Raw genomic sequence first — 25636 nt, 5'->3', positions numbered from 1 at the left:
GCCGCACGAGAGCCCCCGCCCGGTGAGGGCGGGGGCTCTCGTCGTCCCCCCCCGGTCATCCCGCGGGCATGACATCTGTCATGCGGCACTCCGGACGCCCGGCACTGCCCCCGCCCACACCCCCGAAGCCACGATGGCCGCATGACAACGACAGCCTCGGTGGTCGCGTTCGACCAGGTGAGCAAGGCATACGACGCCGTCCGGGCGGTGGACGCACTGACCCTGACCCTGCGCCCGGGGCAGACCGTGGCGCTGCTGGGCCCCAACGGCGCCGGCAAGTCCACCACCCTCGACCTGCTCCTCGGCCTCAAGAAGCCCGACAGCGGCACGGTCCGCCTCTTCGGGACCAGCCCCCGGGACGCCATCGTCGCCGGGCGGGTGGGCGCCATGCTGCAGAGCGGCGGGCTGATGGACGAGGTCACGGTGGCCGAACTGGTGCGGCTCGCCTGCGACCTGCACCCGAAGCCGTACCGGCCCTCCGAGGTGCTGTCCCGCGCGGGCATCGAGCAGATCGCCGACCGCAAGGTCAACAAGCTCTCCGGCGGTCAGGCCCAGCGCGTCCGCTTCGCCCTCGCCACCGCCGGGGACAGCGACCTCATCGTCCTGGACGAGCCCACCACCGGCATGGACGTCACCACCCGCCAGGCCTTCTGGGCCACCATGCGCGAGCAGGCCGACCAGGGCCGGACCGTCCTCTTCGCCACCCACTACCTCGAAGAGGCCGACGCCGTCGCCGACCGGGTCCTCGTCCTGCACCGCGGCCGGCTCCTCGCCGACGGCACGGCGGCCGAGATCAAGGCCAAGGCGGGCGCCCGCCGCATCTCCTTCGACCTGGCGGGCACCGTGGACGAGGCCGCACTGCGCGACCTGCCCTTCCTGACCTCCCTGACGGTCTCCGGCCGGACCGTCCGCATCCAGTCCACCGACGCCGACGCCACCGTCCACGCCCTGTACGGCCTCGGCGTCTACCCCCGCAACCTCGAAGTCGCCGGGCTCGGCCTGGAGCAGGCCTTCGTCGCGATCACGACCGCCGAGGAGGCGAAGTCGAAGTGAACAGCCTGATCAAGCTGGAACTCACCCGCGCCCTGCGCAACCGCAAGTTCCTGTTCTTCTCCGTGATCTACCCGTCGGTCCTGTTCCTCATCATCGCGGGCAATGCCGACAGCACCACGAAGGTCCCCGGCAGCACCCTGACCCTCCCGACCTACATGATGGTCTCCATGGCCTCCTTCGGCGCCCTCACCGCCGTCCTCATGGGCAACAGCGAACGCATCGCCAAGGAGCGCGAGGGCGGCTGGGTACGGCAGCTGCGCCTGACGACGCTGCCGGGCCGGGGCTACGTCCTCGCCAAGACCGCGAGCGCCGCCGTCGTCAGCCTGCCGTCCATCGTCATCGTCTTCGCCGTCGCGGCCGCCGTGAAGGACGTACGCCTCGACGCCTGGCAGTGGCTCGCCCTCACCGGCGCGATCTGGGCCGGCAGCCTCGTCTTCGCCGCGCTCGGCGTCGCCCTCGGCTACCTGGCCAGCGGCGACGCGGTCCGCCCGATCACCATGATCACCTACTTCGGCCTGTCGATGCTCGGCGGCCTGTGGATGCCGACCACGACGTTCCCGGGCTGGCTCCAGGACATCGCGAAGTGGCTCCCCACGCACGCGTACGCTGCCCTGGGGCAGGCCATCGAGCAGAGCCGCGCCCCGCACGTCCAGGACCTCGTCGTCCTCGTGGTGTCGTTCGCCCTGTTCGCGGGCGGCGCGGCCTGGCTGTACCGGAAGGACACCCTGAAGGCGTGAGCGGCGTCGGGTTCGGTATCGGGCAGCGCCCGGTGAACCGCAGGCAGCGCGTGGTGAAGTCACTGTGGACCGGCATCTGGCTGGTCTACCTGAGCGCACCCGTCACCGACCTGCTGCACGGCGGCCACGGCACGGGCGTCCGCGTCCTCGGCTGGATCGGCCTGGCCGCCTTCGTCGCCTGGTACATGCTGCTGGTCTTCCGCACCGGCCGGGGCGAGCGCAACAGTCTGGTCCTCGGCTCGCTCGGGGTGCTCGCCGCCCAGTCCGCGCTCCTCGCCCTCACTCTGGGCCGAGAGTGGCTGGTGCTGTTCGTGTACGTCTCGATCGCGTCCGGCGCGGCCCTGCCCCCGCGCTTGGCCCGCTGGACCATCCCAGGGGCGTGCGCGCTGCTGACCGCCGTCGCGCTCGCGGTGCCGGGCGGTAAGTCCTACCTGGCGAGCCTGCTCATCCCGGCCCTGCTCGGCGGCTTCGCGATGACCGGCGTACGCGAGCTCGTACGCACCACCATCGCGCTGCGCGAGGCCCGCGCCACCGTCGCCCAGCTCGCCGCCAACGAGGAGCGCCTGCGCCTCGCCAGGGACCTGCACGACCTGCTCGGCCACTCCCTCTCCCTGATCACGCTCAAGAGCGAGCTGGCCGGCCGCATGCTGCCCGACCACCCCGGCAAGGCGGCCCAGCAGGTCGCCGACATCGAGCAGGTCAGCCGCCAGGCCCTCGTCGACGTACGCGAGGCCGTCACCGGCTACCGCCGCCCCCGCCTGAGCGCCGAACTCGCCGGTGCCCGGGTCGCCCTGACCGCGGCCGGTGTCGCCGCCGAACTGCCCGCCGAACCCGACCTCACCGGTGTCCCCGAGGAGAGCGAGTCCGCCCTCGCCTGGGCGCTGCGCGAGGCGGTCACCAACGTCGTACGGCACAGCGGCGCACGCCGCTGCGCGGTCGAGCTGCTGCACCGCCAGACCCTCGACGGACCGGTGCTCGAACTCGCCGTCGAGGACGACGGCTCGGGCGGCCCGGGCGACGGCCACGGCAACGGCCTCACGGGCCTCACCGAACGCCTCACCAAGGCGGGGGGCACCCTGGAGGCGGGCCCGCTCAAGCACGGCTTCCGCCTGGTCGCCCGCGTGCCCTCGGCCGGACCGGCGGACGTAGGATCCCCGGCATGAGCCGCACGATCAAGGTCCTGCTCGCCGAGGACCAGTCGATGGTCCGCGAGGCCCTGGCCGCCCTGCTCGGCCTGGAGGAGGACATCGAGGTCGTCGCCCAGGTGGCCCGCGGCGACGAGGTCCTGGGCGCGGCCCGCGAACACGCCGTCGACGTGGCCCTCCTGGACATCGAGATGCCCGGCGCGACGGGCATCGAGGCCGCGGCCCGCCTGCACGCCGAACTCCCGCACGTGAAGCTGGTGATCCTCACCACCTTCGGCCGCCCCGGCTACCTCCGCAGCGCCATGGAGTCCGGCGCCGACGCCTTCCTGGTCAAGGACGCCCCCGCCGCCCAGCTGGCCGAGGCGATCCGCAGGGTCCTGACCGGCGAACGCGTCATCGACCCCACGCTCGCGGCCGCGGCCCTGGCGGAAGGTGCCAACCCGCTTACGGAGCGGGAACGAGAAGTCCTCCGAGCAGCGGCAGACGGCTCCACGAACGCGGAACTGGCAGCATCCCTGCACCTCTCCCAGGGCACGGTCCGCAACTACCTCTCCACGGCCATCCAGAAACTGGCAGTGAGGAACCGTGCGGAGGCGGTCCGGGCAGCCCGCGAAAAGGGCTGGTTGTAGTCCGACATTTCCAGGGGCGCGGGGAACTGCGCGATCAACCACGAACAACCCGCACACGCCCACCTCACAAGACCCCTACGGCGACAAGGCCTCAGTTGAGCATCGCCCGGGCCGCGTGCGCCTCCCCCCGCACCCGCTCAGCGGCCCCCTCGTCCACCGCCCCCACGACCTCCGCATAGGCCTCCAACTCCACGGCCCCGCCCAGAAAGTCCCCCCGCCCCACCAGCAACCGCGCCCGCTCGTACCGCAGCCGAGCCGGATGCGAGGGCAGCAGCAACGACAACTCGACCGCCCACAGCGCCACGTCCGACCGCTCCGGCCGAGCCGCCGCCCAGGCCCGCACGTTGTTCAGAATCCGCAACACCACGTCCAGCGGGTCGGCCGGCCGCAGCATCGACGGATCCAGGTGCGTCCCCGTCGCCCCGGCGACCAGCAGCTCGGCGTCCGCCCCCGTCAGCACCCGCCCCCCGTCGAACGGATCGGCGAGCACCTGCCCCTCGTCCGGCCCGAAGCCGACGACGAAATGCCCCGGCAGCGCCACGCCGTAGACCGGCGCCCCGGCCCGCCGGGCCACCTCCATCCACACCACGGACAGCAGGATCGGCAGCCCACGACGCCGCACCAGCACCTCGTGCAGCAGTGAGGACTCCAGGCGCTGGTAGTCGGCCGGGGCGCCGTGAAACCCCATCCGGTCCCCGAGCAGCTCCCGCAGGGCGACCGCCCACGCCCGCGGCTGTCCGGGCCGGTACGGCAGCAGCCCGGCCAGCCGGTCCAGCTCGACCTGCGCGGCGTCCATGCCCGCCTCGTCCAGCGCGCCGTCCGCCACCGCGCCCACCAGCAGGCACAGCGTCGACAGATCGGGCCGCTCGGACCGGGCCTCTTCGGCGAACCGCCGCCGCAGCTCGGCGGAACGCTCCGGGGACGGTGGGTAGGGGGGACGCATACCTGGCTCGTGCCCTCTCACGACGATCGGTTACCGGCCGGGAGCCCGGGCATCCGGCTCCCGGTAGTGGTGGTAGGCGTGGTGCGCGGCGAAACCCATCCCGGCGTACAACGCCCGCGCACCCTCATTCTCGGCCTCCACCTGGAGCCACGCGGCCGACGCGCCCTCGTCCAGGGCCCGCCGGGCCAGCGCCGCCATCACGGCCGTGCCCAGCCCCTGCCGCCGCAGATCCGGATCGACCTCGACGGCGGCGAACCCGGCCCACCGCCCGTCGACGACACACCGCCCTATGGCGGCCGGAGGGGCCCCCTCGGCCGCCCCCGGCACGGTCGCGAACCACACGGACGGCCCACCCTGGAGCACTCGCAGCGCGACCTCGCTCACGCCCTTGCGCTGGTACCGGGCCAGCCACGCCTCGTCGGCCTCCCGGGACAGCACGACCGCCGACGGCTCGGCGAGGTCGGCGACCGGCGCCAGCGGCCCGACCCACAACTCGGCCGTCACCTCACGCACCCAGCCCCGCTCCTCCAGCTCCGCGCACAGCAGCTCCTGCGTGCCCTCGGCGCCGGTCGCGGTCTGGACGTAGGCGGGCAGGCCGCGCTCGCCGTACCACCGCCGAACGGTGTCGAGGGCCTCGTCGAGGGACACGCCCGGGTCACCGAGCGGAAGCACGGAATTCGCCCGGCGCGTGAACCCGGACGCGGCCCGCAGCTCCCAGTCCCCGAGCCGCTCGCTCTCCACGGGCCGCCAGGCCCGCGCTGCGACCCGGGCCAGTTCCTCGTAGGAGGCGGCCGGACCCCGGCGACGCGCCGGCGCGGCGGGCACGACCTTGCCCGCGACCAGCGCGGATTCCGCGATGCGGACGCTCTCGCCGTCCCTGCGTGTGATCAGCAACACACCGTTGTCCCATGATGTGAGAACTCCGACCGTGTCGGTGAACTTCTCACCCGGAGCCGCGTGTTCGATCAAGCTCCGTACGGAGACCCGTTTTCCCACGTCAGCAGCGGTGATACGGACCTCGAGTCGCCCAGCGGCAGAGATTTCCACAGGTCAGTTCACCCCTCCTGTTCGGATCATGCCCAGGAACGGAGATACTAGGGGCGGGCATCGACGACGCCGCGCTCCCGCGCGCCAGGCGGCGGAGCCTGAGGAGGCCCGCCAGCGCCCTATCGAGGAGGAACGACAGCGTGACCTACGTCATCGCGCAGCCTTGTGTCGACGTCAAGGACAAGGCGTGCATCGAGGAGTGCCCGGTCGACTGCATCTACGAGGGCTCCCGGTCCTTGTACATCCACCCGGACGAATGCGTCGACTGTGGTGCCTGCGAGCCGGTCTGCCCGGTCGAGGCGATCTTCTATGAGGACGACACTCCGGAGGAGTGGAAGGACTACTACAAGGCGAACGTCGAGTTCTTCGACGAGCTCGGCTCGCCCGGCGGCGCCAGCAAGCTGGGGCTGATCGAGCGCGACCACCCCTTCATCGCCGCGCTGCCGCCGCAGGCCTAGTCACCGCAAGCGGCCGGCACATCCGTGCCGCCTCGGTCCCGTACGGCCCGACCACGCCCTGGTCGCCGTACGGGGCCGAGGCGTTTGCCGTGCGACGGCTCGTACGTACCAGAAAGTGAGCCAGAAACCGTGTCCGCAGTCTCCGACCGTCTCCCCACTTTCCCCTGGGACAAGCTGACGCCGTACAAGGCCACGGCCGCCGCCCACCCGGACGGCATCGTCGACCTGTCCGTCGGCACCCCGGTCGACCCGGTCCCCGAGCTGGTCCAGAAGGCGCTGGTCGCCGCGGCCGACTCCCCGGGCTACCCGACCGTCTGGGGCACGCCCGAACTGCGCGACGCGATCACCGGCTGGGTCGAGCGCCGCCTCGGCGCCCGGGACGTCACCCACCGCCACGTCCTGCCGATCGTCGGCTCCAAGGAGCTCGTCGCCTGGCTCCCGACCCAGCTGGGCCTCGGCCCCGGCGACCGGGTGGCCTACCCGCGCCTGGCCTACCCGACGTACGAGGTGGGCGCCCGCCTGGCCCGCGCCGGGTACGAGGCCTACGACGACCCGACGGAGCTGGACCCCGAGGGCCTGAAGCTCCTCTGGCTGAACTCCCCGTCCAACCCCACGGGCCGGGTCCTGCCGAAGGAGGAGCTCACCCGGATCGTCGCCTGGGCCCGCGACCACGGCATCCTGCTCTTCTCCGACGAGTGCTACCTGGAGCTGGGCTGGGAGGCCGACCCGGTCTCGGTGCTGCACCCGGACGTCAGCGGCGGCTCGTACGAGGGCATCGTCGCCGTCCACAGCCTCTCCAAGCGCTCGAACCTGGCCGGCTACCGGGCGGCGTTCCTGGCGGGTGATCCCGCGGTCCTGGCGCCCCTCCTGGAGATCCGCAAGCACGGCGGCATGATGACGTCGGCACCGACCCAGGCCGCGGTGATCGCGGCCCTCGGCGACGACGAACACGTCCGCGTCCAGCGCGAGCGCTACGCGGCCCGCCGCACCCTCCTGCGCGAGGCCCTGCTCGCCCACGGCTTCCGCATCGACCACAGCGAGGCCAGCCTGTACCTGTGGGCCACGAGGGGCGAATCCTGCTGGGACACGGTGGCCCACCTGGCCGAACGAGGCATCCTCGTCGCCCCCGGCGACTTCTACGGCCCGGCGGGCGCCGAGTTCGTCCGAGTGGCCCTGACGGCGACGGACGAGCGGGTGCGGGCGGCAGTGGACCGGCTGAGCACGTAGCGGCTGCCGCCGCGATCAGCCGTTCGGCCGGTGCGGAACAAACCGATGGGGTCCAGGGAAACTCCCTGGACCCCATCGGCGGTGGAAGCCCGGTGTCAGCCGACCGGCAGGCCCTTCGCCGGCAGCCCCGTGGACGGCACCCCACCCTTCGTCAGGGAGTCCGTCGGCAGACCCCCCTGCGCCGAACCGGCCGCGTCCCCGACGATCTGCCCGGCGGAGCCCGCCGCGTCACCGGCCGCCTTCTGCGCGAGGGGCGTGGTCTTCTTGACCGTCTTGCCGCCGATCTTGCCCGCGGCCGGCACCGCCTTCTTGACGGTCTTGCTGCCGGTGTCACCCGCGGACTTGGTGACGTCCTGCGCCGCGCCGTCGACCGTGTTGCCGACGTTCGCCCCGTCCAGGGCGGTCAGCCCGCCGAGGTTCGGGTTGGCCGGCAGCTCGGGGGCCGCACTGGCGGAGCCGGCCGCACCGACCCCGGCAGCCGCCCCCGCAGCGACGATCAGCGCGGCACGGGCGATCCGGCGGGTCAGGGGGAGGGACATGGTGCTCCTTCGACGGGAGAGGACAGTGAGGTTCTGAAGTGTCCGACCGGGTCCGGGAGTTGATCGACTGGCTGTTGATCGCCCCGGCTCGGACGCAGTGACTACCGCTCGAAGCCCCCGAAGGTTGCGGCGGCGCAACGTAAAGAGTTGGCAATGTGTCGCATTATCGGCTGCGGACAAACGGGCAAAAAGGCCCCTGCCGGAAAGACCGCCGAATCCTTCCAGCCCTTTGCCCCCAAGGGTTTTCACGGACTCCCGGGTGAGGGTGCGAAAACCTGCGCACGCCATCGCGGCAGAGCAGCGCGGGTAACCCCCACGGGTGCGTGCTCGTCTCCCTGTTCGATCTAGCGCATCGTGACAATACGGACGGCGTCCACGTCCCGCTCCGCACCCGCGGTGCCCTTCGCCCCGGCTTCCCGCCACTCGCTGGCGGTGTTCCCTGCGACCCACTCCCGCCCCGCGTACGTGACGCGTGCGATGTGCAGCTCGGAGGCGTTGGCCACGGCCCAGTGCGCCAACTGCCAGCCGCGCTGCTCCAGGCTCTGCCCGGCGGCGGAACTCGTGTCGGCGGTCACCGGCAGCCTCATGGTCCGCCCGTCGGCCCCGTCCGCACCGCTCGCGGACGGCGTCGGCGTGGCCGCCGACGAGCGGCCCACCTCCGCGCCGGCCGGCTCCAGCACATCGCGCCCGAAGTCCCGCACGAGCGCGGCACGCACCCCGTCCGGGCCCGTCGCCCGGGTCGCGGCCGGGCGGCCCTCGCAGGTCAGCGTGGCCGCGGACTGCCCGGTGAGGGCCGCGGCGAGCAGCGCCGCGTCCGGCTCGTGCTTGGCGTAGGCCTGCGGGAAGCCGCTGCGCTGCACGCGCTGCGCGGCGACCGTGAGCGGCAGGCGCGTGTAGCCGGGCACCTTGACCAGGTGGTCGTAGAACTCGCCGGCCGAGTACGTCGGGTCCAGGATCTCCTTCGGCGTGCCCCAGCCCTGCGAGGGCCGCTGCTGGAACAGGCCGAGCGAGTCCCGGTCGCCATGGCGGATGTTGCGCAGGCCCGACTCCTGGAGGGCGGTCGCCAGCGCGATGGTCACGGCCCGCTCCGGCAGGCCGCGCCCGTCGCCCACGGCGGCGATCGTGGCCGCGTTCACCGCTTGCTCGGGCGTGAACTCGTACGAGGCCCCGTCGCCCTTGCCGGAGACGACTTTGCAGCCCGGTCCGCCCGTACCTCCGGTGACGTACTGCACCACGAGGTAACCGGCGATCGCGAGCAGGACCACGAACGCGGACCCGCATCGGAAGAGGCGGCCGCGACGCTTGGGGGGAGAGGACGGCTCTGGCACGCCGTACAAGGTACTGGAGAGTACGGAGTGCCTTGTGCCAGGTGTGGACAGAGCGCACAGGCCTGGCGCGTTAGGGTCGACTGCATGGCCGACACCTCCCTTGACCTCACGCTGGACGCCGCGGAGCTCACCGCCCGGCTCGTCGACTTCCGCTCCGAGAGCGGCACCGAGAAGCCGCTCGCGGACGCGATCGAGACCGCGCTGCGCGCGCTGCCGCACCTGACGGTCGAGCGGTTCGGCAACAACGTCGTGGCCCGGACGAACCTGGGCCGCGCGGAGCGGGTGATCCTGGCCGGTCACATCGACACCGTCCCGATCGCGGACAACGTCCCCTCCCGGCTCGACGAGGACGGCGTCCTGTGGGGCTGCGGCACGTGCGACATGAAGTCGGGCGTCGCGGTGCAGCTGCGCATCGCGGCCACGGTCCCGGCCCCCAACCGCGACCTGACCTTCGTCTTCTACGACAACGAGGAGGTCGCCGCGGAGCTCAACGGCCTCAAGCACGTCTCCGAGGCGCACCCCGAGTGGCTGGCGGGCGACTTCGCGGTCCTGCTGGAGCCGTCCGACGGCCAGGTCGAGGGCGGCTGCCAGGGCACGCTGCGGGTGCTGCTGAAGACCACCGGGGAGCGGGCCCACTCGGCGCGCGGCTGGATGGGCTCCAACGCGATCCACGCGGCCGCCCCGATCCTCGCCCGCCTGGCCTCCTACGAGCCCCGCTGGCCGGTGATCGACGGCCTGGAGTACCGCGAGGGCCTGAACGCGGTGGGCATCACCGGGGGAGTCGCCGGCAACGTGATCCCCGACGAGTGCGTCGTGACGGTCAACTTCCGCTACGCGCCCGACCGCACCCCCGAGGAGGCCGTGGCCCACGTCCGGGAGGTCTTCGCGGACTGCGGCGTGGACGAGTTCGAGGTGGTCGACCACAGCTCGGCCGCGATGCCGGGCCTGTCCCACCCCGCGGCGAAGGCGTTCATCGAGGCGGTGGGCGGCACCCCGATGCCGAAGTACGGCTGGACGGACGTGTCCCGCTTCTCGGCCCTGGGCGTCCCCGCGGTCAACTACGGCCCGGGCAACCCCCACTTGGCGCACAAGCGGGACGAGCGCGTGGAGATCGCGAAGATCCTCGCCGGCGAGGAGCGCCTGAGGAACTGGCTGACGGCCTGACCGGCCGGGACGCCATCGTGTTTACGGCGCTCCATCGCGGACATGCTCACGTCCCTCGTTCGTAACCCGCGTAGATCTACGCTGGCGTGGAACGACTGGCACAACGGAGGGAGCGCACATGGCGACCGGCAACCCCGAGGGGAAGAAGCAGCCGCCGGAGGAACAGCGCCTGGGCCCGGTCCTCCGCAGGCGGGGCCAGGTGCAGGCGAGCACCACCGACCAGCGGCTGCTGGACGCGGGCGGGCCCTCCGACTGGGTCCACACCGACCCGTGGCGCGTCCTGCGCATCCAGTCGGAGTTCATCGAGGGCTTCGGCACGCTCGCGGAACTCCCGCCGGCGATCAGCGTGTTCGGCTCGGCCCGGACACCGGCGGACTCGCCCGAGTACGACGCGGGCGTCCGGCTGGGCCGGGGCCTGGTGGACGCGGGCTTCGCGGTCATCACGGGCGGCGGTCCGGGCGCGATGGAAGCGGCCAACAAGGGCGCCGTCGAGGCGAGCGGCATCTCGGTCGGCCTCGGTATCGAGCTGCCGTTCGAGCAGGGCCTGAACCCGTACGTCGACATCGGCCTCAACTTCCGCTACTTCTTCGTCCGGAAGATGATGTTCGTCAAGTACGCCCAGGGCTTCGTCGTCCTGCCCGGCGGCCTGGGCACCCTCGACGAACTCTTCGAGGCCCTCACCCTCGTCCAGACCCAGAAGGTCACCCGCTTCCCCATCGTCCTCTTCGGCAGCGAGTACTGGGGCGGCCTGGTCGACTGGCTCCGCCGCACGGTCATCGCCCAGGGCAAGGCCGCGGAGAAGGACCTGCTGCTGTTCCACGTGACGGACGACGTGGACGAGGCGGTGGCGCTGGTGTCGAAGGAGGCGGGCCGGTAGCGGGGGGCCAGGGGGCGGAGCCCCCTGGTACCTCAGGTCGACGCCCTAGGCCAGCCCACGCCGGGCGACAGCGGGCTCCCGGCGCCCCGCGATCGCCCCGACCATGTCCAGCACCTGCCGTGTCTCCGCGACCTCGTGCACCCGGTACACCTGCGCCCCCAGCCACGCGGACACGGCCGTGGTCGCCAACGTACCGATCACCCGCTCCTTGACCGGCCGGTCCAACGTCTCCCCGACGAAGTCCTTGTTGGACAAAGACACCAGCACCGGCCACCCCGTGGCGACCATCTCCCCCAGCCGCCGGGTCGCCTCCAGGCTGTGCCGGGTGTTCTTCCCGAAGTCATGCCCGGGGTCGATCAGGATCGACTCCCTCGGCACACCCAGCGCCAGCGCCCGTTCCGCCAGCCCGACCGTCACGTCCAGGATGTCGGCCATGACATCGTCGTACTCCACCCGATGCGGCCGGGTCCGCGGCTGCGCACCACCCGCGTGCGTACACACCAACCCCACCCGGTACCGCGCGGCGACCTCGGCGAGCCCCGGATCCACCCCGCCCCACGCGTCGTTCAGCAGGTCCGCCCCGGCCTCGCACACGGCCTCGCCGACCTCGGCCCGCCAGGTGTCCACGCTGATGACCACCTCCGGGAACCGCCGCCGCACCTCCGCGACGAACCCGACCGTCCGCCGGGCCTCCTCCGCGGCCGTGACCTCCTCGCCCGGCCCGGCCTTGACGCCGCCGATGTCGATGATCGCGGCTCCCTCGGCCACCGCCTGCTCCACGCGCGCGAGGGCCGGCTCGTCGCGGAACGTCGCGCCCCGGTCGTAGAAGGAGTCCGGGGTCCGGTTCACGATCGCCATGATCACCGGTTCGTGCGGCCCGAATTCCCGCCTGCCCAGCCTGAGCATCCGCTGTGACCTTTCCTGGTACGTCCCCGTCTTCCGCCGCCTGCGACCCTAACTGTCGGACTCGCATGGCACGATCGGAGCCTGACACCATCCGTGTCCGAAGACACCGACAGATCCGACCGTGGGGGCTCCGCGATGGTTATGTTCCTGTTCCTGGTCGTCGCGCTAGCCGTCGTGGTCGCCGCGGTGACCCTCGCCGTGGTGGGCGGCGGCGAGAACGGCCCGCTGCCCGAGGCCGCCCCCGAGCGGCTGCGGGACCCGCTGCCCCCGGACCGCCCGGTCGACCGTGCCGACGTGGAGGGCCTGCGTTTCCCGCTCGCCGCCCGCGGCTACCGCATGGCGGACGTGGACGACGCCCTCAGCCGCCTGGGCGCCGAGCTCGCCGAGCGCGACGCCCGCATCGCCGACCTGGAGTCGGCCCTGGCGGGTGCCAGAACAGCCGCCACCCACGGCCCGATGTCCGGGGAGAACCACACCTCCACGGAGCACCGCGTGTCCATGGACAAGCCGGCCCCGCGCCAGGAGGACCGGCCATGAGCGACGGCGCCGCCCTCGCCGGCCCGGACGGCGCGCTGCGCTGCCCCTGGGCCCTGTCCGCCCCGGAGTACGTGACGTACCACGACGAGGAGTGGGGCCGCCCGGTCCACGGCGACGACGCGCTCTACGAGCGCCTCAGCCTGGAGGCCTTCCAGTCCGGCCTGTCCTGGATCACGATCCTGCGTCGCCGCCCCGGCTTCCGCGCCGCCTTCGCCGACTTCAAGATCGCCGCGGTGGCCGGCTTCACCGACGAGGACCGCGAGCGCCTCCTCGCCGACGCCGGCATCATCCGCAACCGCGCCAAGATCGACGCGACGCTCGCCAACGCGCGCGTGCTGGCCGGGTGGGCCCCGGGCGAACTGGACGAGCTGATCTGGTCGCACGCCCCCGAGCCGGGCACCCGCCCGGTCCCGAAGGCGCTCTCCGACGTCCCGGCCGTCACACCCGAGTCGACGGCCCTGTCCAAGGCACTGAAGAAGCGGGGCCTGCGCTTCGTCGGCCCGACGACGGCGTACGCGCTGATGCAGGCCTGCGGACTGGTCGACGACCACCTCCAGGCCTGCGTCGCGCGTGGCGCATGACTTGCCCGCGGCAGGTCGGCAGCCCGGTCAGCGCCCCAGATACCGGGGCTTCTCCTTGTTGACGAAGGCCTGCACCGCGATCGCGTGGTCCTCGGAGGAGCCCGCCCGGGTCTGGAGCTCGTCCTCCTTCTCCAGCGTCTCCTCCAGGGAGTGCGTCAGCCCGTAGGCCATCGACTCCTTCAGCGCCGCGTACGCCACCGTCGGCCCCTCGGCCAGCGCCCGCGCCACCTTCTCGGCCTCCGCGCGCAGCTCGCCGGCCGGCACCAGCCGGTTGGCGATGCCGAGCTCGTACGCCTCCTGCGCGCTGATGCTCCTCGGGAAGAGCAGCAGGTCAGCCGCCCTGCCGGGGCCGATCACCCGCGGCAGTGTCCAGGAGATCCCCGAGTCGGCGGTCAGCGCCACCCCGGCGAACGAGGTGTTGAACGCGGCCGTGTCCGCCACGATCCGGTAGTCCGCCGCGAGTGCGAAGCCGAATCCCGCCCCGGCCGCCACCCCGTTCACGGCGGCGACGACCGGCTTCGCGGCCTCGGCCAGCGTCCGCACGATCGGGTTGTAGTGCTCCCGCACCGTGCTCATGGTCTGCCGTGAACCGGTCTCCCGGTCCTGGACCAGCAGCCCGATGTGCTCCTTGAGGTCCTGCCCGACGCAGAACGCCCGGTCCCCGGCGGCCGTCAGCAGCACCGCCCGTACGGCGGTGTCGTCCGCCGCGGACCGGACCGCGTCCCGCAGGGCGACCTTGGCCGCCACGTTCAGCGCGTTCATCGCCTCCGGGCGGTTCAGCGTGATCGTCGCGAGTCCGTCGCTCACCTCGTAGAGCACGGTGTCGGCCATGGAGTATCCCCTCCGTGTCGCTGCGCGGGGACGTACCGGCCGGTACGTCCCGGGTCTGAGGACAGCATGACGGAGATCGCCGACGGTCGACCGGACCGGACGTGTGACCTGCGTCAAAGAATTCTCGTCCGGATCCGTTCCGCGGATGTGGGTGTGGTGGCGGAGTATCGCAGTCACATCGCCGAATTGAGTGGTTTTGCTCGCGTGCGTTGCCCAAGCGATGCCGACTGATGTTGGTCATCGGGTCCTGAGATGCGGGATAATGGCTTGGAAGCAATGTGTTCGATGCCGGTGTCGCGTGTCCTGTCTCAAGGACCGCACTGTGCCCTTCTCAGGGGGCCGTCGGCTTTGACGATGAGCTGGGTTTCAGGAAGGGGAACGAGCATGGCGGCCATGAAGCCGCGAACGGGTGATGGCCCGCTCGAGGTGACCAAGGAGGGGCGGGGCATCGTCATGCGCGTTCCGCTCGAAGGCGGCGGTCGGCTCGTCGTCGAGCTGACCCCGGACGAGGCCGACGCCCTGGGCGACGCCCTCAAGAAGGTCGTCGGCTGACGCGCAAGCGACCATACCCTTTCAGCTGCCCCGGCATCACATGAGGTGCCGGGGCGGCTGTTTTCTCAACCGATGGTTCTCGCATGCCCCGGCTTCCGCTCCACTAACGTGCGGTCCGGCTACCGTTTCACCGCGCACAGCAGCCCGTCGCCCACCGGCAGCAGGGACGGCACCAGCTCCTGGCTCTCGCGCACCGCGCGCAGCAGTTCCCGCAGCCGCAGCACCTCGGTGGGCTGGGGACCGGAGTCGACCGTCCGGCCGTTGGCGAAAGCGCCCTCGAAGACGACCAGCCCGCCGGGGCGCAGCAGCCGCAACGATTCAGCGAGGTAGTCCATGACCTCCAGGCGATCGCCGTCGCAGAAGACCAGGTCGTAGCCGGCGTCCGCGAGGCGGGGCAGTACGTCCAGGGCGCGGCCCGGGATGAAGCGGGCCCGGTTGCTGGCGAAGCCGGAGGCGCGGAAGGCCTGGCGCGCGAACTGCTGGTGCTCCGGCTCGGGATCCACGGTGGTCAGAACACCGTCGGGGCGCATACCGTGCAGGAGGTGGATCCCCGAGACGCCGCAGCCGGTCCCGATCTCCGCGACGGCCTTCGCGTCGACGGACGCGGCCAGCAACCGCAGCGCGGCGCCCGTGCCGGGCGTCACCGAGCGCAGCCCCGCCTCACGGGCCCGGTCGCGGGCCCAGTGCAGCGCTTCGTCCTCGGCGACATAGGCGTCGGCGAACGCCCAGCTCGTCTGCCGGTTGCCGGTAATGACCCTCTCCTGTCCCCGTGAATGCCTGGGCGTGACTGTATCCGTTGGGCCCGGGAACCCGCAGATGGGACCGGTCGTTTAGAGGGATGAGCGAGTGGCGCGGGTCGTGACGGGGGGCAGGCAGTGGATCGAGGCGCCGAGCAAGTGCCGACGCAGCAGTACGAGGCGTATCAGCACAGATCAAATTCTCGTAAAACCGCTTATCCGGTCCTAACGGGCGAGGTGGCTATGGTAGGGGCTCCACTGGACACCACCAGAGCTGACAGGGGAGGTGCGGCTGCGCCTGTGGATAGGGGAGGAGTGCTCCGGCGCTTCTTCACATCGGCGGGCAGGCCGACATCCGTGAACGACACCGCTGACCACAGCCACGCCGCTGACTTCGCCCAGACCGCGACCTTCACCACCGACGCGGACGGGCAGGCGTGGACTCCGCCCACGTGGGAGGAGATCGTCAGCACACACAGCGGCCGGGTCTACCGGCTCGCTTACCGCCTGACCGGCAACCAGCACGACGCCGAGGACCTCACGCAGGAGGTCTTCGTCCGTGTCTTCCGTTCCCTGTCGACGTACACGCCGGGCACCTTCGAGGGCTGGCTGCACCGCATCACGACGAACCTGTTCCTGGACATGGTCCGCCGCAAGCAGCGCATCCGCTTCGACGCGCTCGGCGAGGACGCGGCCGAGCGGCTGCCCAGCAAGGAGCCCACGCCGCAGCAGGTCTTCAACGACGCGCACTTCGACGCGGACGTCCAGCAGGCCCTCGACACCCTCGCCCCCGAGTTCCGCGCCGCGGTCGTCCTGTGCGACATCGAAGGACTGTCGTACGAGGAGATCGCCGCGACCCTCGGCGTCAAGCTCGGCACGGTCCGTTCGCGGATCCACCGGGGCCGTTCCCAGCTGCGCAAGGCCCTCGCGCACCGCTCCCCGGAGGCGCGCGCCGAGCGCCGCTCCTTCGTGCCCCGTGTTCCCGCACTGGGAGGAGGGGGCGCGAGCGCGTGAGCGGATCACGGCCGAAAGCTTCCGAGGGACACCTCGCAGAGCAGCACCTGGGAGACCGACTCTCCGCCCTGGTGGACGGAGAGCTCGGTCATGACGCGCGTGAGCGTGTACTGGCGCATGTGGCCACCTGCCCGAAGTGCAAGGCGGAAGTGGACGCCCAGCGCCGGCTGAAGAACGTCTTCGCGGAGGCGGCCCCGCCGCCCCCCTCCGAGAGCTTCCTGGCCCGCCTGCAGGGACTACCCGCGGGCGGCGGCCCGGACGGTGATGCCACACCGCCGGGCGGGGGAGGGCTGCCCGGCGGACTGTCCGGGCGGTTCGGATCATCCGGAGCCTTCGGAGCCAAGCGCGGCGACCGGTTCGAGTTCGGGTACGTCCCGGCCCGGCCGCACGTCCCCGTGCTGCCGTCCTCCGCTGGGAGTCAGAGGCTCCCCGCGGGCGGGCGGGGCCTGCCGTCCGACGGCCGCGGCCTTCCTCCGGGCAGCCGGGGCTTCCGGATCCACGACGTCGGGCGGCATGAGCCCGACAGATCTTCCTCGCGACTGCGGTTCGCCTTCGCGGCCGCCGGAGCCGTGTCGCTGGCCGCGATCGCGCTCGGCGGCGTCACCGCCGGCACTCCGACCGACGCGGAGGCCCGCGGCGGTGCCGGCGCGGGAAGCAACGTGACGCCCATGCGCACGCAGGGCACGGGCGCCGCGACGCAGCCCGAATCCCAGCGGCGCCGCGGTACGGGGCCGCTGCTCGGGCAGGTGCACGGCCAGAGTGTGCTCGGCAACACCCCGGTCGCCCCGACCGAGGTGTCCGCGCCGCTGCTGCCGGGTGTGCCGCACTCCGCCGCGGGGCAGCACGCCGTCCACGCGCTGGCCGCCCCGGTGATGGCCGGAGCCGCCGCGGTGTCCCCGCTGATACGTCCGCTCGAGGCCGCCCCGCCGGCCGTCCTCACCTCGTGGTCGACGGTCCCCGAGATCGCGGCGCCCCTGCTCGCCGTGCCCCTCCCGGACACGACCTCGTCCCCCTCCTCTCCCGCCTCCTCCCGCACGGCTCGCTGACCGGCCGCTGCACGGCGGCGAGCGAACCTGATTGAATCCGGGGGTGGCGCCCGCGGCCGAGGCGTGGCCGTGGCGCCGATTCGACGAACTGCGGCTACCGCCGTCGAGCCGTGCCGCGGCTGTGGGGAGAGCATGAACGAGGGGAAGCCCACGAAGGCCAAGTGGTGGAGCCGTCCTCGGCCGCAGGGCCTTTCGGGGGAGCCGGAGAGTACGGGGCAGGCGTCGGCGGACTCGGCCGGCACCGACGGTGACTTCGAGCTGGCGCGTCCTGCCGTGCGGCAGGACGCGGGCGGTGGCGACTTCGAGTTGAGGCGCCCCGAGGCTGTACCGGCCGACGGTGCGCCCGCCGGGGTGCCCGGTGGGCATGCCGAGGACGGCGTTCCCGCCACGCCCGCCGTGCCGCCCCAGGGCGGGCCTGCGGGGAGCGCCGCGGAGGCCGGGAGTACGGCGGAGACCGGGAGTGCTGCGGAGACCGGCAGCGCCGTGGAAGCAGGCAGCGCCGTGGAGGCCCGGGACGCCACCTCCGCCGGGCCGGTCGAGGGCGCCCCCAAGCCCCTGCACGACCCCGACCCGTACAGCACACCGCCCTACGGTGAACCCGGCCCCTGGGCGCCCGCGCCGCCGGTGCAGCATCCGGCGACGCCGGCGCACGGCGTGATGACGGCGGACCGGCCGACCGTGCCCGGCACGCCCGTTCCGCCGCCGCAGGGGACACCGGCGGTCTCTCCCGGCATCCCCGGGCCCACCGCGCCCTTCCCGCCCCCCAGCGCCCCCGCACCTGCCGCCGACCCCTGGCAGCGCTACGACCCCTGGGCGGCCCCCGTGCCCCCGGGCGGCCACGGCCCTCTCCAGCAGAACGGGGCCGGAGTGCTCAGCACGCAGCAGAGGCGCCGGCGGGGCCGGATGGCGCTGGTCGGTGGTGCCGTGCTGCTCGCGCTCGTGTCCGGGGGCATCGGCGGCGGCATAGGGACATATCTGGAGCGGAACGGCGGCATCGGGACCGTCGAGCTGCCACAGGCCGGGAAGGAACCCGCCGGGCGGGACGCGGACAGTGTGGCGGGGATCGCCGGGCGGTCCCTGCCCAGCGTGGTCACGCTGCATGTGAGCGGCTCCGGCGAGCAGGGCACGGGCACCGGCTTCGTGCTCGACACCCGGGGGCACATCCTCACCAACAACCACGTCGTGCGGGCCGCCGGATCCGCCGGCGATATCACGGTGACCTTCAACGGCGGCGAGACCGCCGAGGCCGAGCTCGTCGGCCGGGACAGCGGCTACGACCTCGCCGTCGTGAAGGTGAAGGGCGTGCGCGGACTCACCCCGCTGCCCCTCGGCAACTCGGACAACGTGCAGGTCGGCGACCCGGTCGTGGCCATCGGCGCGCCCTTCGACCTGGCCGGCACCGTCACCTCCGGCATCATCAGCGCCAAGCAGCGGCCCATCACGGCGGGCGGCGAGAAGGGCGACGGCAGCGACGTGTCGTACGTCGACGCGCTCCAGACCGACGCCCCCATCAACCCGGGCAACTCCGGCGGGCCCCTGCTCGACGCCAAGGCCCGGGTCATCGGCATCAACTCGGCCATCCGGTCGGCGGACAGCGGCTCCGAGCTGGACGGCGGCCAGGCCGGCTCGATAGGCCTCGGCTTCGCCATACCCATCAACCAGGGCAAGCGCGTCGCCGAGGAACTGATCAACACCGGGAAGGCGACCCACCCGGTGATCGGCATCACCCTCGACATGGACTACACGGGCGACGGCGCCCGCGTCGCCGCCGAGGGCAGTGAGGGCGGACCGCCGGTGACCGTGGGCGGTCCGGGCGCCAAGGCCGGGATCAAGGCGGGTGACGTCATCACCGAGGTCGACGGGCAGCGCGTCCACTCCGGCGAGGAACTGATCGTCAAGACCCGTGCCCGCCGTCCCGGCGACCGGCTGGAGCTGACCGTGGAGCGCGCCGGCAAGGAGCGGACGGTGTCGCTCGTCCTCGGGTCCTCCGGCGAAAGCTGAGTCGTGATGTCCGGCACGAACAGGGACGAAGAAGGCAAACATTCGGGAAAGCGCTCCCACTCCCCGCACTCGGAGGTCTCGGGACGGTACCGGTCGGACAGGATCGCCGGGTACCGTGGATCCGGCCCGGACCACGGCAAGACCCGCATGACCACCGAGGGCCGAGGACCGAGGACATCGCAAGGAGCTTCAGGTGTTCAATGACATAGGACCGCTCGAGCTGGTGACGCTCATCGTCCTCGCCGTGCTCGTCTTCGGTCCGGACAAGCTCCCGAAGGTCATCCAGGACGTGACGCGCACGATCCGGAAGATCCGTGAGTTCTCGGAGAGCGCCAAGAACGACATCCGGGAGGAACTGGGCCCGGAGTTCAAGGACTTCGAGTTCGAGGACCTCAACCCCAAGACGTTCATCCGCAAGCAGCTGGACAACGAGGACCTGGGGCTCAAGGAGATCCGCAACGGCTTCGACCTGAAGAAGGAGATGGCCGAGGTCACCGACGCCGTCCACGGCCGTGACTCCGACACGTCCTCCTCGTCGTCCGCAGGCTCCTCCGGCGGCCGTATCGACATGACGAAGAAGCCCGAGATCCCTGACCGGGACGACCGGCCGCCCTTCGACGCGGACGCCACCTGAGGCGACACACCGGGGCGCACGCTCCCCGGCGCGCGTGACGCGTTTCATACTCCGGTCGGGCTGCGTACGGCCTGAACCAGGCGCCCGTGCGGCCCACGCGCCGGGCGGTTTCCCTGCTGCTCGCGGCGGTGTGGCTATGCTGCCGAGTTGATGGGCGGGCCGTACTGGACCAGCAACGCCGCCCGAAGGGGGGCGGGCCGTTCCGGCCCGACGAGAGCGAGGAGGCGTCCGGGCATATGGAGACGACGAGTCGGGCAGTCGCACAGGCGCCGGCCGCGGAGGGCGGACAACAGGCCCCCTCCGCTTGGCGCACGGTCGACGGCTACCTGCGCGCGCCCTTCCCGTGGTACGGCCTCGACGAGGCGTTCACGGGGCCGCGCTGGCTGATGCAGGTCGGTACGACGGCCGACGGAGCCGTGGAACACGGGTCGATCGGCCACGGCGACGAGCCCACGGTGCGCAACGAGCATGCCGCCGGGGGCGATCAGGAAGCCAAGGAGAAGTTCGCGGTCGTGGTGACCGTGGCGGCGAGTCCCTCACGGCGCAGTGCGGACGGCACGGGGCTGCTGGAGGCGACGTCGGTGTCCTCGGCGGCGTGGCTCGCGGGTGTGGGGCTGCTGTCCTTCACCTGGCCCGGGCAGATGGACCACTCCCTGCGGGACGACTGGCTGGAGCAGCAGACGGAGACGGCGTGGGTGCTGGCGGACGACCTGGACGGTGCCGACTGGTCGACGTTGTCGCTTCCGGTGGACGGGGTGCCGACGGCGTTCCACTACCGGGAGTCCGAGTTCGGGTGGGTGCTCGCCGGTTCCACCGCGGCCGGGGTTCACGTCGGGGCGTACGGCAGGGGCATGAGTGCGTACGGGCTCGGCTTCGCCGCGGTCAAGGACATCGCCGCCTACGCGTGAGTTGTGGGGCGCCGGGTTCGGTTCGGCGCCCCTTCGCCGTAGGGGTACAGCTTGAGGGCGGGTGCGGGTGCGGGTCTAGAACTTGTTCCGCGGAGTGATCCCCAGGGACAGGCCCGACAGGCCCCGCTGGCGTCCTCCCAGCTTTCCGGCGATCGCCCGCAGGGCCGAGCCCGCAGGGGAGTCCGGGTCCGTCAGGACCACCGGCTTGCCCTCGTCGCCGCCCTCGCGGAGGCGGACGTCGATGGGGATGTTGCCGAGGACCGGGACGTTCGTGCCGGTCGTGCGGGTCAGGCCGTCGGCGACGACCTGGCCGCCGCCCGTGCCGAAGACGTCGACCATCTCGCCGCAGTGCGGGCAGGGCAGGCCGGACATGTTCTCGACCACGCCGACGATCTTCTGGTGGGTCTGGACCGCGATGGAGCCGGCGCGCTCGGCGACCTCGGCGGCGGCCTGCTGCGGGGTCGTGACGACCAGGATCTCGGCGTTCGGGACGAGCTGGGCGACGGAGATCGCGATGTCGCCGGTGCCCGGCGGCAGGTCCAGCAGGAGGACGTCCAGGTCGCCCCAGTACACGTCCGCCAGGAACTGCTGGAGGGCGCGGTGGAGCATCGGGCCGCGCCAGACGACCGGGGCGTTGCCCGGGGTGAACATGCCGATGGAGATGACCTTCACGCCGTTCGCCGACGGCGGCATGATCATGTTCTCGACCTGGGTCGGACGGCCGTCGGCGCCCAGCATGCGCGGCACGCTGTGACCGTAGATGTCGGCGTCGACGACACCGACCTTGAGGCCGTCGGCCGCCATCGCCGCCGCCAGGTTCACCGTCACCGAGGACTTGCCCACGCCGCCCTTGCCGGAGGCGACCGCGTAGACGCGGGTCAGGCTGCCCGGCTTGGCGAAGGGCACCTCGCGCTCGGCCTGGCCGCCGCGCAGGGCGGACGCCAGCTCGCGGCGCTGTTCGTCGCTCATCACGTCGAGCGTGACGTCGACGCGGGTGACGCCCTCGACCCGGGACACCGCCTCGGTCACGCGCTGCGTGATCGTGTCCCGCATCGGGCAGCCCGAGACCGTCAGGTACACCGTGACCGCGACCGCCCCGTCCGCGCCGATCTCCACGGATTTGACCATCCCGAGTTCGGTGATGGGCTTGTGGATCTCGGGGTCGTTCACCGTCGCCAGTGCCTCGCGCACCGCGTCTTCCGTAGCCATAAGGACGATGGTACGGCGACGTACCGGGGCGTAGGAAAGCGTCTCAGCGGTCGTCTGCGTCACGTCCCCGTGACCGTTCCGCCGGGAATACGACGGGGTCGTGACGGTGGCCGTCGTGCCGCTCCTCCAGTTCCTTGACCACGTCCTGGAGTTCCGAGCGGATCCAGTCGCGGGTGGCGACCTCGCCGAGGCCGATGCGCAGGGCGGCGACCTCGCGGGTCAGGTACTCGGTGTCCGCGATCGACCGCTCGTTCTGCTTGCGGTCCTGCTCCAGGTTGACCCGGTCGCGGTCGTCCTGCCGGTTCTGCGCGAGCAGGATCAGCGGCGCGGCGTAGGAGGCCTGGAGCGACAGCATCAGGGTCAGGAAGATGAACGGGTACTCGTCGAAGCGCAGGTCGCGCGGGGCGAGGCTGTTCCAGGCCACCCACAGGATGATGACGGCCGTCATCCAGACCAGGAACCGTCCGGTGCCGAGGAAGCGCGCGATGCGTTCCGACAACCGCCCGAAGGCCTCCGGGTCGTACTCGGGCAGGATCCGGCGCTTGGGCACGCCCGGCTGGTCGAGGCGGGCGGTGCGCGGCCGGCCCGCGGCCGTGGAACCGGACGGAGTGCGCTCGCGCAGGGTCTCGCGCTCAGGAACCATCGGTCGCCACCTCCTCCTCGGCCAGGTGGAACTCCGTCTCCCGCCAGTCCTCCGGGAGCATGTGGTCGAGTACGTCGTCCACGGTCACCGCGCCCAGCAGCGAGCCGGCCTCGTCCACCACGGGCGCCGCGACCATGTCGTACGTGGCGAAGAACCCGGCGATGGCGGGCAGGTCCGCGTCGGGGTCGAGCGGTTGCAGGTCGCTGTCCACGATCGAGCTGACCAGGGAGGGCGGTGGCTCGCGCAGCAGCCGCTGGAAGTGGACCGTGCCGAGGTACTTGCCGGTCGGTGTCTCGTCCGGTGGCCGGCAGACGTAGACCTGGGCGGCCAGGGCGGGGGAGAGGTCGGGGTTGCGGACGCGGGCGAGGGCGTCGGCGACGGTGGCGTCCGGTCGCAGCACGATCGGCTCGGTGGTCATCAGACCGCCCGCCGTGCGGTCCTCGTACGACATCAGGCGCCGCATGTCGGCCGCGTCGCCGGGCTGCATCAGGCTCAGCAGCCGCTCCTGCTCGTCCGTCGGCAGCTCGCCCAGCAGGTCCGCCGCGTCGTCGGGGTCCATGGCCTCCAGGACGTCGGCGGCGCGCTCCTCCTTCAGCTTGCCGAGGATCTCGATCTGGTCGTCCTCCGGGAGCTCCTCCAGCACGTCGGCCAGCCGGTCGTCGTCGAGGGCGGCGGCGACCTCGGCCCGGCGCTTGGGGGAGAGGTGGTGCAGGACGTTGGCCAGGTCGGCGGGGCGCAGCTGCTCGAACGTGGCGAGCAGGTTCTCGGCGCCCTGCCCCTGCTCCTCCAGGGAGAAGCCGGAGACGGCGGTCCACTCGACGGTCAGCGCCTCGCCCTTGGCGCGCCGGAAGGCACTGCCCTTCCTGCCCTTGCGGACGAAGACCCGGTCGATCTCCCACTCCCGGCGGGCCGGCAGCTGATGCACCGACAGATCGAGGACGGTGACCTCCTCGCCGGTCTCGGTGAGGACGACGCGCCGGTCCAGCAGTTCCCCGAAGACCAGCCGCTCGGTGGGCCGCTGCTCGAAGCGCCGGACGTTGAGCACGCCGGTGGTGATGACCTGTCCGGACTGGATGGCGGTGACCCGGGTCATCGGCAGGAAGATGCGGCGGCGGGTGGCGAGTTCGACGACGAGGCCGAGCAGCCTCGGCGGTCGCTGTGCCACCCGCAGCATGACGACCAGATCGCGGACACGCCCCACCTGGTCGCCGGCGGGGTCGAAGACGGCGACACCGGAGAGGTGCGATACGAAGATCCGGGGGGCGCCCGCTGCCATGGCCGCGGCTCCTTTTCGTGCGGGGTGTTCCGTGGTGTCTGACTGTGTGCCGGTCTGTGTGCCTGTCTTTTCCGAATTGCCCGCTCGGGTGGGCTTCAGGCTAGCCCGTCCTGATCGGGGGCGCGTCGGCGGGCCGTCCGGACGGACTGGCTCCGACCTGCCCGCACGTCCCCGGTACCCTGCGGTACGCCGTTCAGGTCTCCCGTCAGAGAGGCAGCCCCACCTGTGACTCCGATTCGCCAGGGCCGCAAGCACAGTGCCGCACTCGCGAGCGCGATGTGCGTACTGGCCGTGACCGGAACGGTGCTCACGGGCTGCGCGGAGGACCCGAACGAGGGCACCAACGGGGTCGGCAGACTGCCCGCCGAGAAGATCCAGGCCAAGACCCGTGCGGCGGCCGAGTCCGCCGGGGCGGTCCGGGTGCACGGCAGCGTCGTCAGCGGCGGGCGCACGTACGCGCTCGACATGCGACTGAAGGACGACGGCGGCGAAGGGTCGGTCACCACCAAGGGGACGACCTTCCGGCTGCTGCGCGTCGGCGAGCAGCTCTTCGTCAAGGCCGACGCGGAGTTCTGGAGTCATGGCGCGGGCCAGGGCGAGGGCGGCAAGGCGGACGCCGCCGCGGCGTCCAAGCTCGGCGGCAAGTTCGTGAAGGTGCCCCAGGGCGACCCTTCGTACCAGAAGTTCAGCGGTTTCACGGACAAGGGTGTCCTCCTCGACGGTCTGCTGACCCTGCACGGCAAGCTCGCGACGGACGGCCACGACGAGCAGGCGGGCATCCGCACCATCCGCATCTCGGGCGGCAAGGGCTCCGGCGGCACCCTGGAGGTGTCCCTGGAGGGCAAGCCGTATCCGCTACGCCTGGAGCGGGCCGGTGGGGCGGGTACCCTCACGTTCTCCGCCTGGGGGCAGGACTTCTCCCTGAGGGAGCCGGAGAAGAACGAGACGGTGGACTACGGCAGGCAGCTGCCGACGTCGTAGCCGGTCAGCTGCGTTTGCGCTTCCTCAGCAGCAGGCGGGGCAGGCCCGCCGGAATCGGCCGGCGGGTGATCGCCGGAGTCGGCAGCGGCGGCTCGGACAGGGAGTCGTCGGGCAGCGGCGACGTCGCCCCGGTCGGCTCCAGGCGCAGCACCCGGCACTCGCGGGCCCAGCGGTCCGTCATGGCCTCGCCGTCGGGCGCGTTCAGCCGCTTGCCCTTGAGCTCGGCGACGGCCGCGTCCCACGCCTCGGAGCCCGGGGCGAGCTGGGTGACCCGGGCCGTCCAGGAGACCAGCCGGCCCCCCTTGTCCTTGCTGCGGACCGTCACCCGGGCCTCGGCCCCGTCGGCCAGGCCCGGCAGCGGCTGCTCGCCGGGACCGTCGCCGACCAGGCACGCGGCACCCTCGTGCCACACGTGCCACAGCGCACGCGCCGGGCCGTCGGGGCCCTGGACCCAGACGAGGCCGGACTTCTTCGTGGCCTCCTCGACGAGGGCCTGGCCGAGCAGCTCGCTTGTCATGCCCCCCAGCCTATCCACGCCGTTCACAGCCACCCGTTCCGCTTCAATGTGCGGTGGATGCCCAGGCAGATGACCACGGTGATGCCCATGATCACCGGGTAGCCGTAGCGCCAGTG

The 25636-nt window shown here is 72.1% G+C and carries 29 protein-coding genes; 18 read left to right on the top strand and 11 right to left on the bottom strand.

The annotated features are described in order from the left end of the window. Window positions 1-141 precede the first annotated feature (141 nt). Genes GTY47_RS21860 through GTY47_RS21845 form a run of 4 tightly spaced genes read left to right on the top strand, consistent with a single transcriptional unit; the run spans window position 142 to window position 3564 of the window. Window positions 142-1053, top strand: a complete 912-nt coding sequence (locus GTY47_RS21860) for an ABC transporter ATP-binding protein (RefSeq protein ID WP_040904329.1) — start codon at window positions 142-144, stop codon at window positions 1051-1053. Then, window positions 1050-1790 carry an ABC transporter permease gene (locus GTY47_RS21855; protein WP_010047819.1) on the top strand — a complete coding sequence of 247 codons (741 nt, stop codon included), beginning with the start codon at window positions 1050-1052 and terminating at the stop codon, window positions 1788-1790. The genes GTY47_RS21860 and GTY47_RS21855 overlap by 4 nt, the downstream gene beginning before the upstream one ends. Further along, complete coding sequence (locus GTY47_RS21850) at window positions 1787-2953, top strand: histidine kinase (protein WP_010047817.1); 1167 nt, start codon at window positions 1787-1789, stop codon at window positions 2951-2953. Before GTY47_RS21855 ends, GTY47_RS21850 begins: the two co-directional genes overlap by 4 nt. Further along, the gene (locus GTY47_RS21845) at window positions 2950-3564 is read left to right on the top strand and encodes a response regulator transcription factor (protein ID WP_010047815.1); all 615 of its coding nucleotides are present in this window, start codon (window positions 2950-2952) and stop codon (window positions 3562-3564) included. The genes GTY47_RS21850 and GTY47_RS21845 overlap by 4 nt, the downstream gene beginning before the upstream one ends. A gap of 91 nt (window positions 3565-3655) precedes the next feature. Here the strand turns inward: GTY47_RS21845 and GTY47_RS21840 are convergent, their stop codons facing one another. Both GTY47_RS21840 and GTY47_RS21835 read right to left on the bottom strand, forming a co-directional pair. Beyond that, complete coding sequence (locus tag GTY47_RS21840; RefSeq protein WP_010047813.1) at window positions 3656-4507, bottom strand: transglutaminase-like domain-containing protein; 852 nt, start codon at window positions 4505-4507, stop codon at window positions 3656-3658. 30 nt (window positions 4508-4537) lie between these two features. Continuing rightward, window positions 4538-5554 (bottom strand): GNAT family N-acetyltransferase, encoded by a 1017-nt coding sequence (locus GTY47_RS21835; RefSeq protein ID WP_029181734.1) that lies wholly within the window; start codon window positions 5552-5554, stop codon window positions 4538-4540. A gap of 140 nt (window positions 5555-5694) precedes the next feature. Between GTY47_RS21835 and fdxA the strand changes: the two genes are divergently transcribed. Together fdxA and GTY47_RS21825 are read left to right on the top strand one after the other, a co-directional pair. Beyond that, entirely contained in the window at window positions 5695-6012 is a 318-nt protein-coding gene (fdxA, locus tag GTY47_RS21830) for a ferredoxin (protein ID WP_010047804.1), read from the top strand. Window positions 6013-6141: 129 nt separating this feature from the next. Beyond that, the gene (locus GTY47_RS21825; RefSeq protein WP_010047803.1) at window positions 6142-7239 is read left to right on the top strand and encodes a bifunctional succinyldiaminopimelate transaminase/glutamate-prephenate aminotransferase; all 1098 of its coding nucleotides are present in this window, start codon (window positions 6142-6144) and stop codon (window positions 7237-7239) included. 95 nt (window positions 7240-7334) lie between these two features. Here the strand turns inward: GTY47_RS21825 and GTY47_RS21820 are convergent, their stop codons facing one another. After that, entirely contained in the window at window positions 7335-7778 is a 444-nt protein-coding gene (locus GTY47_RS21820; protein ID WP_010047802.1) for a hypothetical protein, read from the bottom strand. Between the two features lie 344 nt (window positions 7779-8122). Next, a complete protein-coding gene (locus GTY47_RS21815; RefSeq protein ID WP_086012604.1) occupies window positions 8123-9106 on the bottom strand; it encodes a heavy metal transporter in 984 nt (327 codons plus the stop codon). Between the two features lie 84 nt (window positions 9107-9190). Here GTY47_RS21815 and dapE point away from each other — a divergent pair, with 84 nt between their 5' ends. Both dapE and GTY47_RS21805 read left to right on the top strand, forming a co-directional pair. Next, window positions 9191-10270: a succinyl-diaminopimelate desuccinylase gene (dapE, locus tag GTY47_RS21810; protein ID WP_010047796.1), complete on the top strand. Its 1080-nt coding sequence runs from the start codon at window positions 9191-9193 to the stop codon at window positions 10268-10270. Between the two features lie 118 nt (window positions 10271-10388). Further along, complete coding sequence (locus tag GTY47_RS21805; protein WP_010047794.1) at window positions 10389-11147, top strand: TIGR00730 family Rossman fold protein; 759 nt, start codon at window positions 10389-10391, stop codon at window positions 11145-11147. Between the two features lie 45 nt (window positions 11148-11192). On the opposite strand, the gene folP is transcribed toward GTY47_RS21805, so the two are convergent. Then, window positions 11193-12053: a dihydropteroate synthase gene (folP, locus tag GTY47_RS21800; RefSeq protein WP_010047792.1), complete on the bottom strand. Its 861-nt coding sequence runs from the start codon at window positions 12051-12053 to the stop codon at window positions 11193-11195. A gap of 135 nt (window positions 12054-12188) precedes the next feature. Between folP and GTY47_RS21795 the strand changes: the two genes are divergently transcribed. Continuing rightward, window positions 12189-12590, top strand: coding sequence for a DivIVA domain-containing protein (locus GTY47_RS21795; RefSeq protein WP_086012607.1), 402 nt, complete (start codon window positions 12189-12191; stop codon window positions 12588-12590). Next, a complete protein-coding gene (locus GTY47_RS21790; protein WP_010047787.1) occupies window positions 12587-13171 on the top strand; it encodes a DNA-3-methyladenine glycosylase I in 585 nt (194 codons plus the stop codon). The genes GTY47_RS21795 and GTY47_RS21790 overlap by 4 nt, the downstream gene beginning before the upstream one ends. 27 nt (window positions 13172-13198) lie before the next feature. Here the strand turns inward: GTY47_RS21790 and GTY47_RS21785 are convergent, their stop codons facing one another. Further along, window positions 13199-14002: an enoyl-CoA hydratase-related protein gene (locus GTY47_RS21785; protein WP_010047784.1), complete on the bottom strand. Its 804-nt coding sequence runs from the start codon at window positions 14000-14002 to the stop codon at window positions 13199-13201. 66 nt (window positions 14003-14068) lie between these two features. Here GTY47_RS21785 and GTY47_RS21780 point away from each other — a divergent pair, with 66 nt between their 5' ends. Further along, window positions 14069-14233: a hypothetical protein gene (locus tag GTY47_RS21780; protein WP_158688475.1), complete on the top strand. Its 165-nt coding sequence runs from the start codon at window positions 14069-14071 to the stop codon at window positions 14231-14233. Between the two features lie 153 nt (window positions 14234-14386). Beyond that, window positions 14387-14554 (top strand): DUF3117 domain-containing protein, encoded by a 168-nt coding sequence (locus tag GTY47_RS21775; RefSeq protein ID WP_003966491.1) that lies wholly within the window; start codon window positions 14387-14389, stop codon window positions 14552-14554. A gap of 119 nt (window positions 14555-14673) precedes the next feature. Here GTY47_RS21775 and GTY47_RS21770 read toward each other — a convergent pair whose 3' ends face one another. Next, window positions 14674-15372: an O-methyltransferase gene (locus GTY47_RS21770; protein WP_269462189.1), complete on the bottom strand. Its 699-nt coding sequence runs from the start codon at window positions 15370-15372 to the stop codon at window positions 14674-14676. Window positions 15373-15534: 162 nt separating this feature from the next. On the opposite strand from GTY47_RS21770, the gene sigE reads away from it, so the two are divergent. The 5 genes from sigE (at window position 15535) to GTY47_RS21745 (ending at window position 20894) form a co-directional block, all read left to right on the top strand. Next, a complete protein-coding gene (gene sigE, locus GTY47_RS21765) occupies window positions 15535-16305 on the top strand; it encodes an RNA polymerase sigma factor SigE (RefSeq protein WP_173937249.1) in 771 nt (256 codons plus the stop codon). A gap of 119 nt (window positions 16306-16424) precedes the next feature. Then, window positions 16425-17351, top strand: coding sequence for a zf-HC2 domain-containing protein (locus GTY47_RS21760; RefSeq protein ID WP_231911120.1), 927 nt, complete (start codon window positions 16425-16427; stop codon window positions 17349-17351). Window positions 17352-17483: 132 nt separating this feature from the next. Further along, window positions 17484-19352, top strand: a complete 1869-nt coding sequence (locus GTY47_RS21755; RefSeq protein ID WP_010047749.1) for a trypsin-like peptidase domain-containing protein — start codon at window positions 17484-17486, stop codon at window positions 19350-19352. Window positions 19353-19545: 193 nt separating this feature from the next. Beyond that, window positions 19546-19986: a sec-independent translocase gene (locus GTY47_RS21750; protein ID WP_010047747.1), complete on the top strand. Its 441-nt coding sequence runs from the start codon at window positions 19546-19548 to the stop codon at window positions 19984-19986. A gap of 236 nt (window positions 19987-20222) precedes the next feature. Then, window positions 20223-20894: a hypothetical protein gene (locus GTY47_RS21745; RefSeq protein ID WP_010047746.1), complete on the top strand. Its 672-nt coding sequence runs from the start codon at window positions 20223-20225 to the stop codon at window positions 20892-20894. Between the two features lie 75 nt (window positions 20895-20969). On the opposite strand, the gene GTY47_RS21740 is transcribed toward GTY47_RS21745, so the two are convergent. Genes GTY47_RS21740 through GTY47_RS21730 form a run of 3 tightly spaced genes read right to left on the bottom strand, consistent with a single transcriptional unit; the run spans window position 20970 to window position 24022 of the window. After that, complete coding sequence (locus GTY47_RS21740; protein WP_010047745.1) at window positions 20970-22103, bottom strand: Mrp/NBP35 family ATP-binding protein; 1134 nt, start codon at window positions 22101-22103, stop codon at window positions 20970-20972. Window positions 22104-22146: 43 nt separating this feature from the next. Continuing rightward, window positions 22147-22746, bottom strand: a complete 600-nt coding sequence (locus GTY47_RS21735) for a DUF1003 domain-containing protein (RefSeq protein ID WP_010047744.1) — start codon at window positions 22744-22746, stop codon at window positions 22147-22149. Further along, window positions 22736-24022 (bottom strand): CBS domain-containing protein, encoded by a 1287-nt coding sequence (locus GTY47_RS21730; RefSeq protein WP_010047743.1) that lies wholly within the window; start codon window positions 24020-24022, stop codon window positions 22736-22738. Before GTY47_RS21730 ends, GTY47_RS21735 begins: the two co-directional genes overlap by 11 nt. A gap of 276 nt (window positions 24023-24298) precedes the next feature. On the opposite strand from GTY47_RS21730, the gene GTY47_RS21725 reads away from it, so the two are divergent. Further along, window positions 24299-25003: a hypothetical protein gene (locus GTY47_RS21725; protein ID WP_086012603.1), complete on the top strand. Its 705-nt coding sequence runs from the start codon at window positions 24299-24301 to the stop codon at window positions 25001-25003. A gap of 4 nt (window positions 25004-25007) precedes the next feature. Here the strand turns inward: GTY47_RS21725 and GTY47_RS21720 are convergent, their stop codons facing one another. Then, a complete protein-coding gene (locus tag GTY47_RS21720; protein WP_010047739.1) occupies window positions 25008-25520 on the bottom strand; it encodes a hypothetical protein in 513 nt (170 codons plus the stop codon). Window positions 25521-25636 lie beyond the last annotated feature (116 nt).

Origin of the sequence: Streptomyces sp. SID5464 (assembly GCF_009862985.1) — a bacterium.
Lineage (GTDB): Bacteria > Actinomycetota > Actinomycetes > Streptomycetales > Streptomycetaceae > Streptomyces > Streptomyces chartreusis_D.
The sequence above is the reverse complement of the archived record's forward strand: the minus strand, read 5'-3'. Positions and strand labels throughout refer to the sequence as shown.

Coding starts and splice junctions, on each gene's coding strand:
- GTY47_RS21860 (WP_040904329.1), top strand. CDS start 142: ATGACAACGACAGCCTCGGTGGTCGCGTTCGACCAGGTGAGCAAGGCA.
- GTY47_RS21845 (WP_010047815.1), top strand. CDS start 2,950: ATGAGCCGCACGATCAAGGTCCTGCTCGCCGAGGACCAGTCGATGGTC.
- GTY47_RS21840 (WP_010047813.1), bottom strand. CDS start 4,507: ATGCGTCCCCCCTACCCACCGTCCCCGGAGCGTTCCGCCGAGCTGCGG.
- GTY47_RS21820 (WP_010047802.1), bottom strand. CDS start 7,778: ATGTCCCTCCCCCTGACCCGCCGGATCGCCCGTGCCGCGCTGATCGTC.
- dapE (WP_010047796.1), top strand. CDS start 9,191: ATGGCCGACACCTCCCTTGACCTCACGCTGGACGCCGCGGAGCTCACC.
- GTY47_RS21805 (WP_010047794.1), top strand. CDS start 10,389: ATGGCGACCGGCAACCCCGAGGGGAAGAAGCAGCCGCCGGAGGAACAG.
- folP (WP_010047792.1), bottom strand. CDS start 12,053: ATGCTCAGGCTGGGCAGGCGGGAATTCGGGCCGCACGAACCGGTGATC.
- GTY47_RS21795 (WP_086012607.1), top strand. CDS start 12,189: ATGGTTATGTTCCTGTTCCTGGTCGTCGCGCTAGCCGTCGTGGTCGCC.
- GTY47_RS21790 (WP_010047787.1), top strand. CDS start 12,587: ATGAGCGACGGCGCCGCCCTCGCCGGCCCGGACGGCGCGCTGCGCTGC.
- GTY47_RS21785 (WP_010047784.1), bottom strand. CDS start 14,002: ATGGCCGACACCGTGCTCTACGAGGTGAGCGACGGACTCGCGACGATC.
- GTY47_RS21780 (WP_158688475.1), top strand. CDS start 14,069: ATGACGGAGATCGCCGACGGTCGACCGGACCGGACGTGTGACCTGCGT.
- GTY47_RS21775 (WP_003966491.1), top strand. CDS start 14,387: ATGGCGGCCATGAAGCCGCGAACGGGTGATGGCCCGCTCGAGGTGACC.
- sigE (WP_173937249.1), top strand. CDS start 15,535: ATGGTAGGGGCTCCACTGGACACCACCAGAGCTGACAGGGGAGGTGCG.
- GTY47_RS21755 (WP_010047749.1), top strand. CDS start 17,484: ATGAACGAGGGGAAGCCCACGAAGGCCAAGTGGTGGAGCCGTCCTCGG.
- GTY47_RS21745 (WP_010047746.1), top strand. CDS start 20,223: ATGGAGACGACGAGTCGGGCAGTCGCACAGGCGCCGGCCGCGGAGGGC.
- GTY47_RS21740 (WP_010047745.1), bottom strand. CDS start 22,103: ATGGCTACGGAAGACGCGGTGCGCGAGGCACTGGCGACGGTGAACGAC.
- GTY47_RS21735 (WP_010047744.1), bottom strand. CDS start 22,746: ATGGTTCCTGAGCGCGAGACCCTGCGCGAGCGCACTCCGTCCGGTTCC.
- GTY47_RS21730 (WP_010047743.1), bottom strand. CDS start 24,022: ATGGCAGCGGGCGCCCCCCGGATCTTCGTATCGCACCTCTCCGGTGTC.
- GTY47_RS21725 (WP_086012603.1), top strand. CDS start 24,299: ATGTGCGTACTGGCCGTGACCGGAACGGTGCTCACGGGCTGCGCGGAG.
- GTY47_RS21720 (WP_010047739.1), bottom strand. CDS start 25,520: ATGACAAGCGAGCTGCTCGGCCAGGCCCTCGTCGAGGAGGCCACGAAG.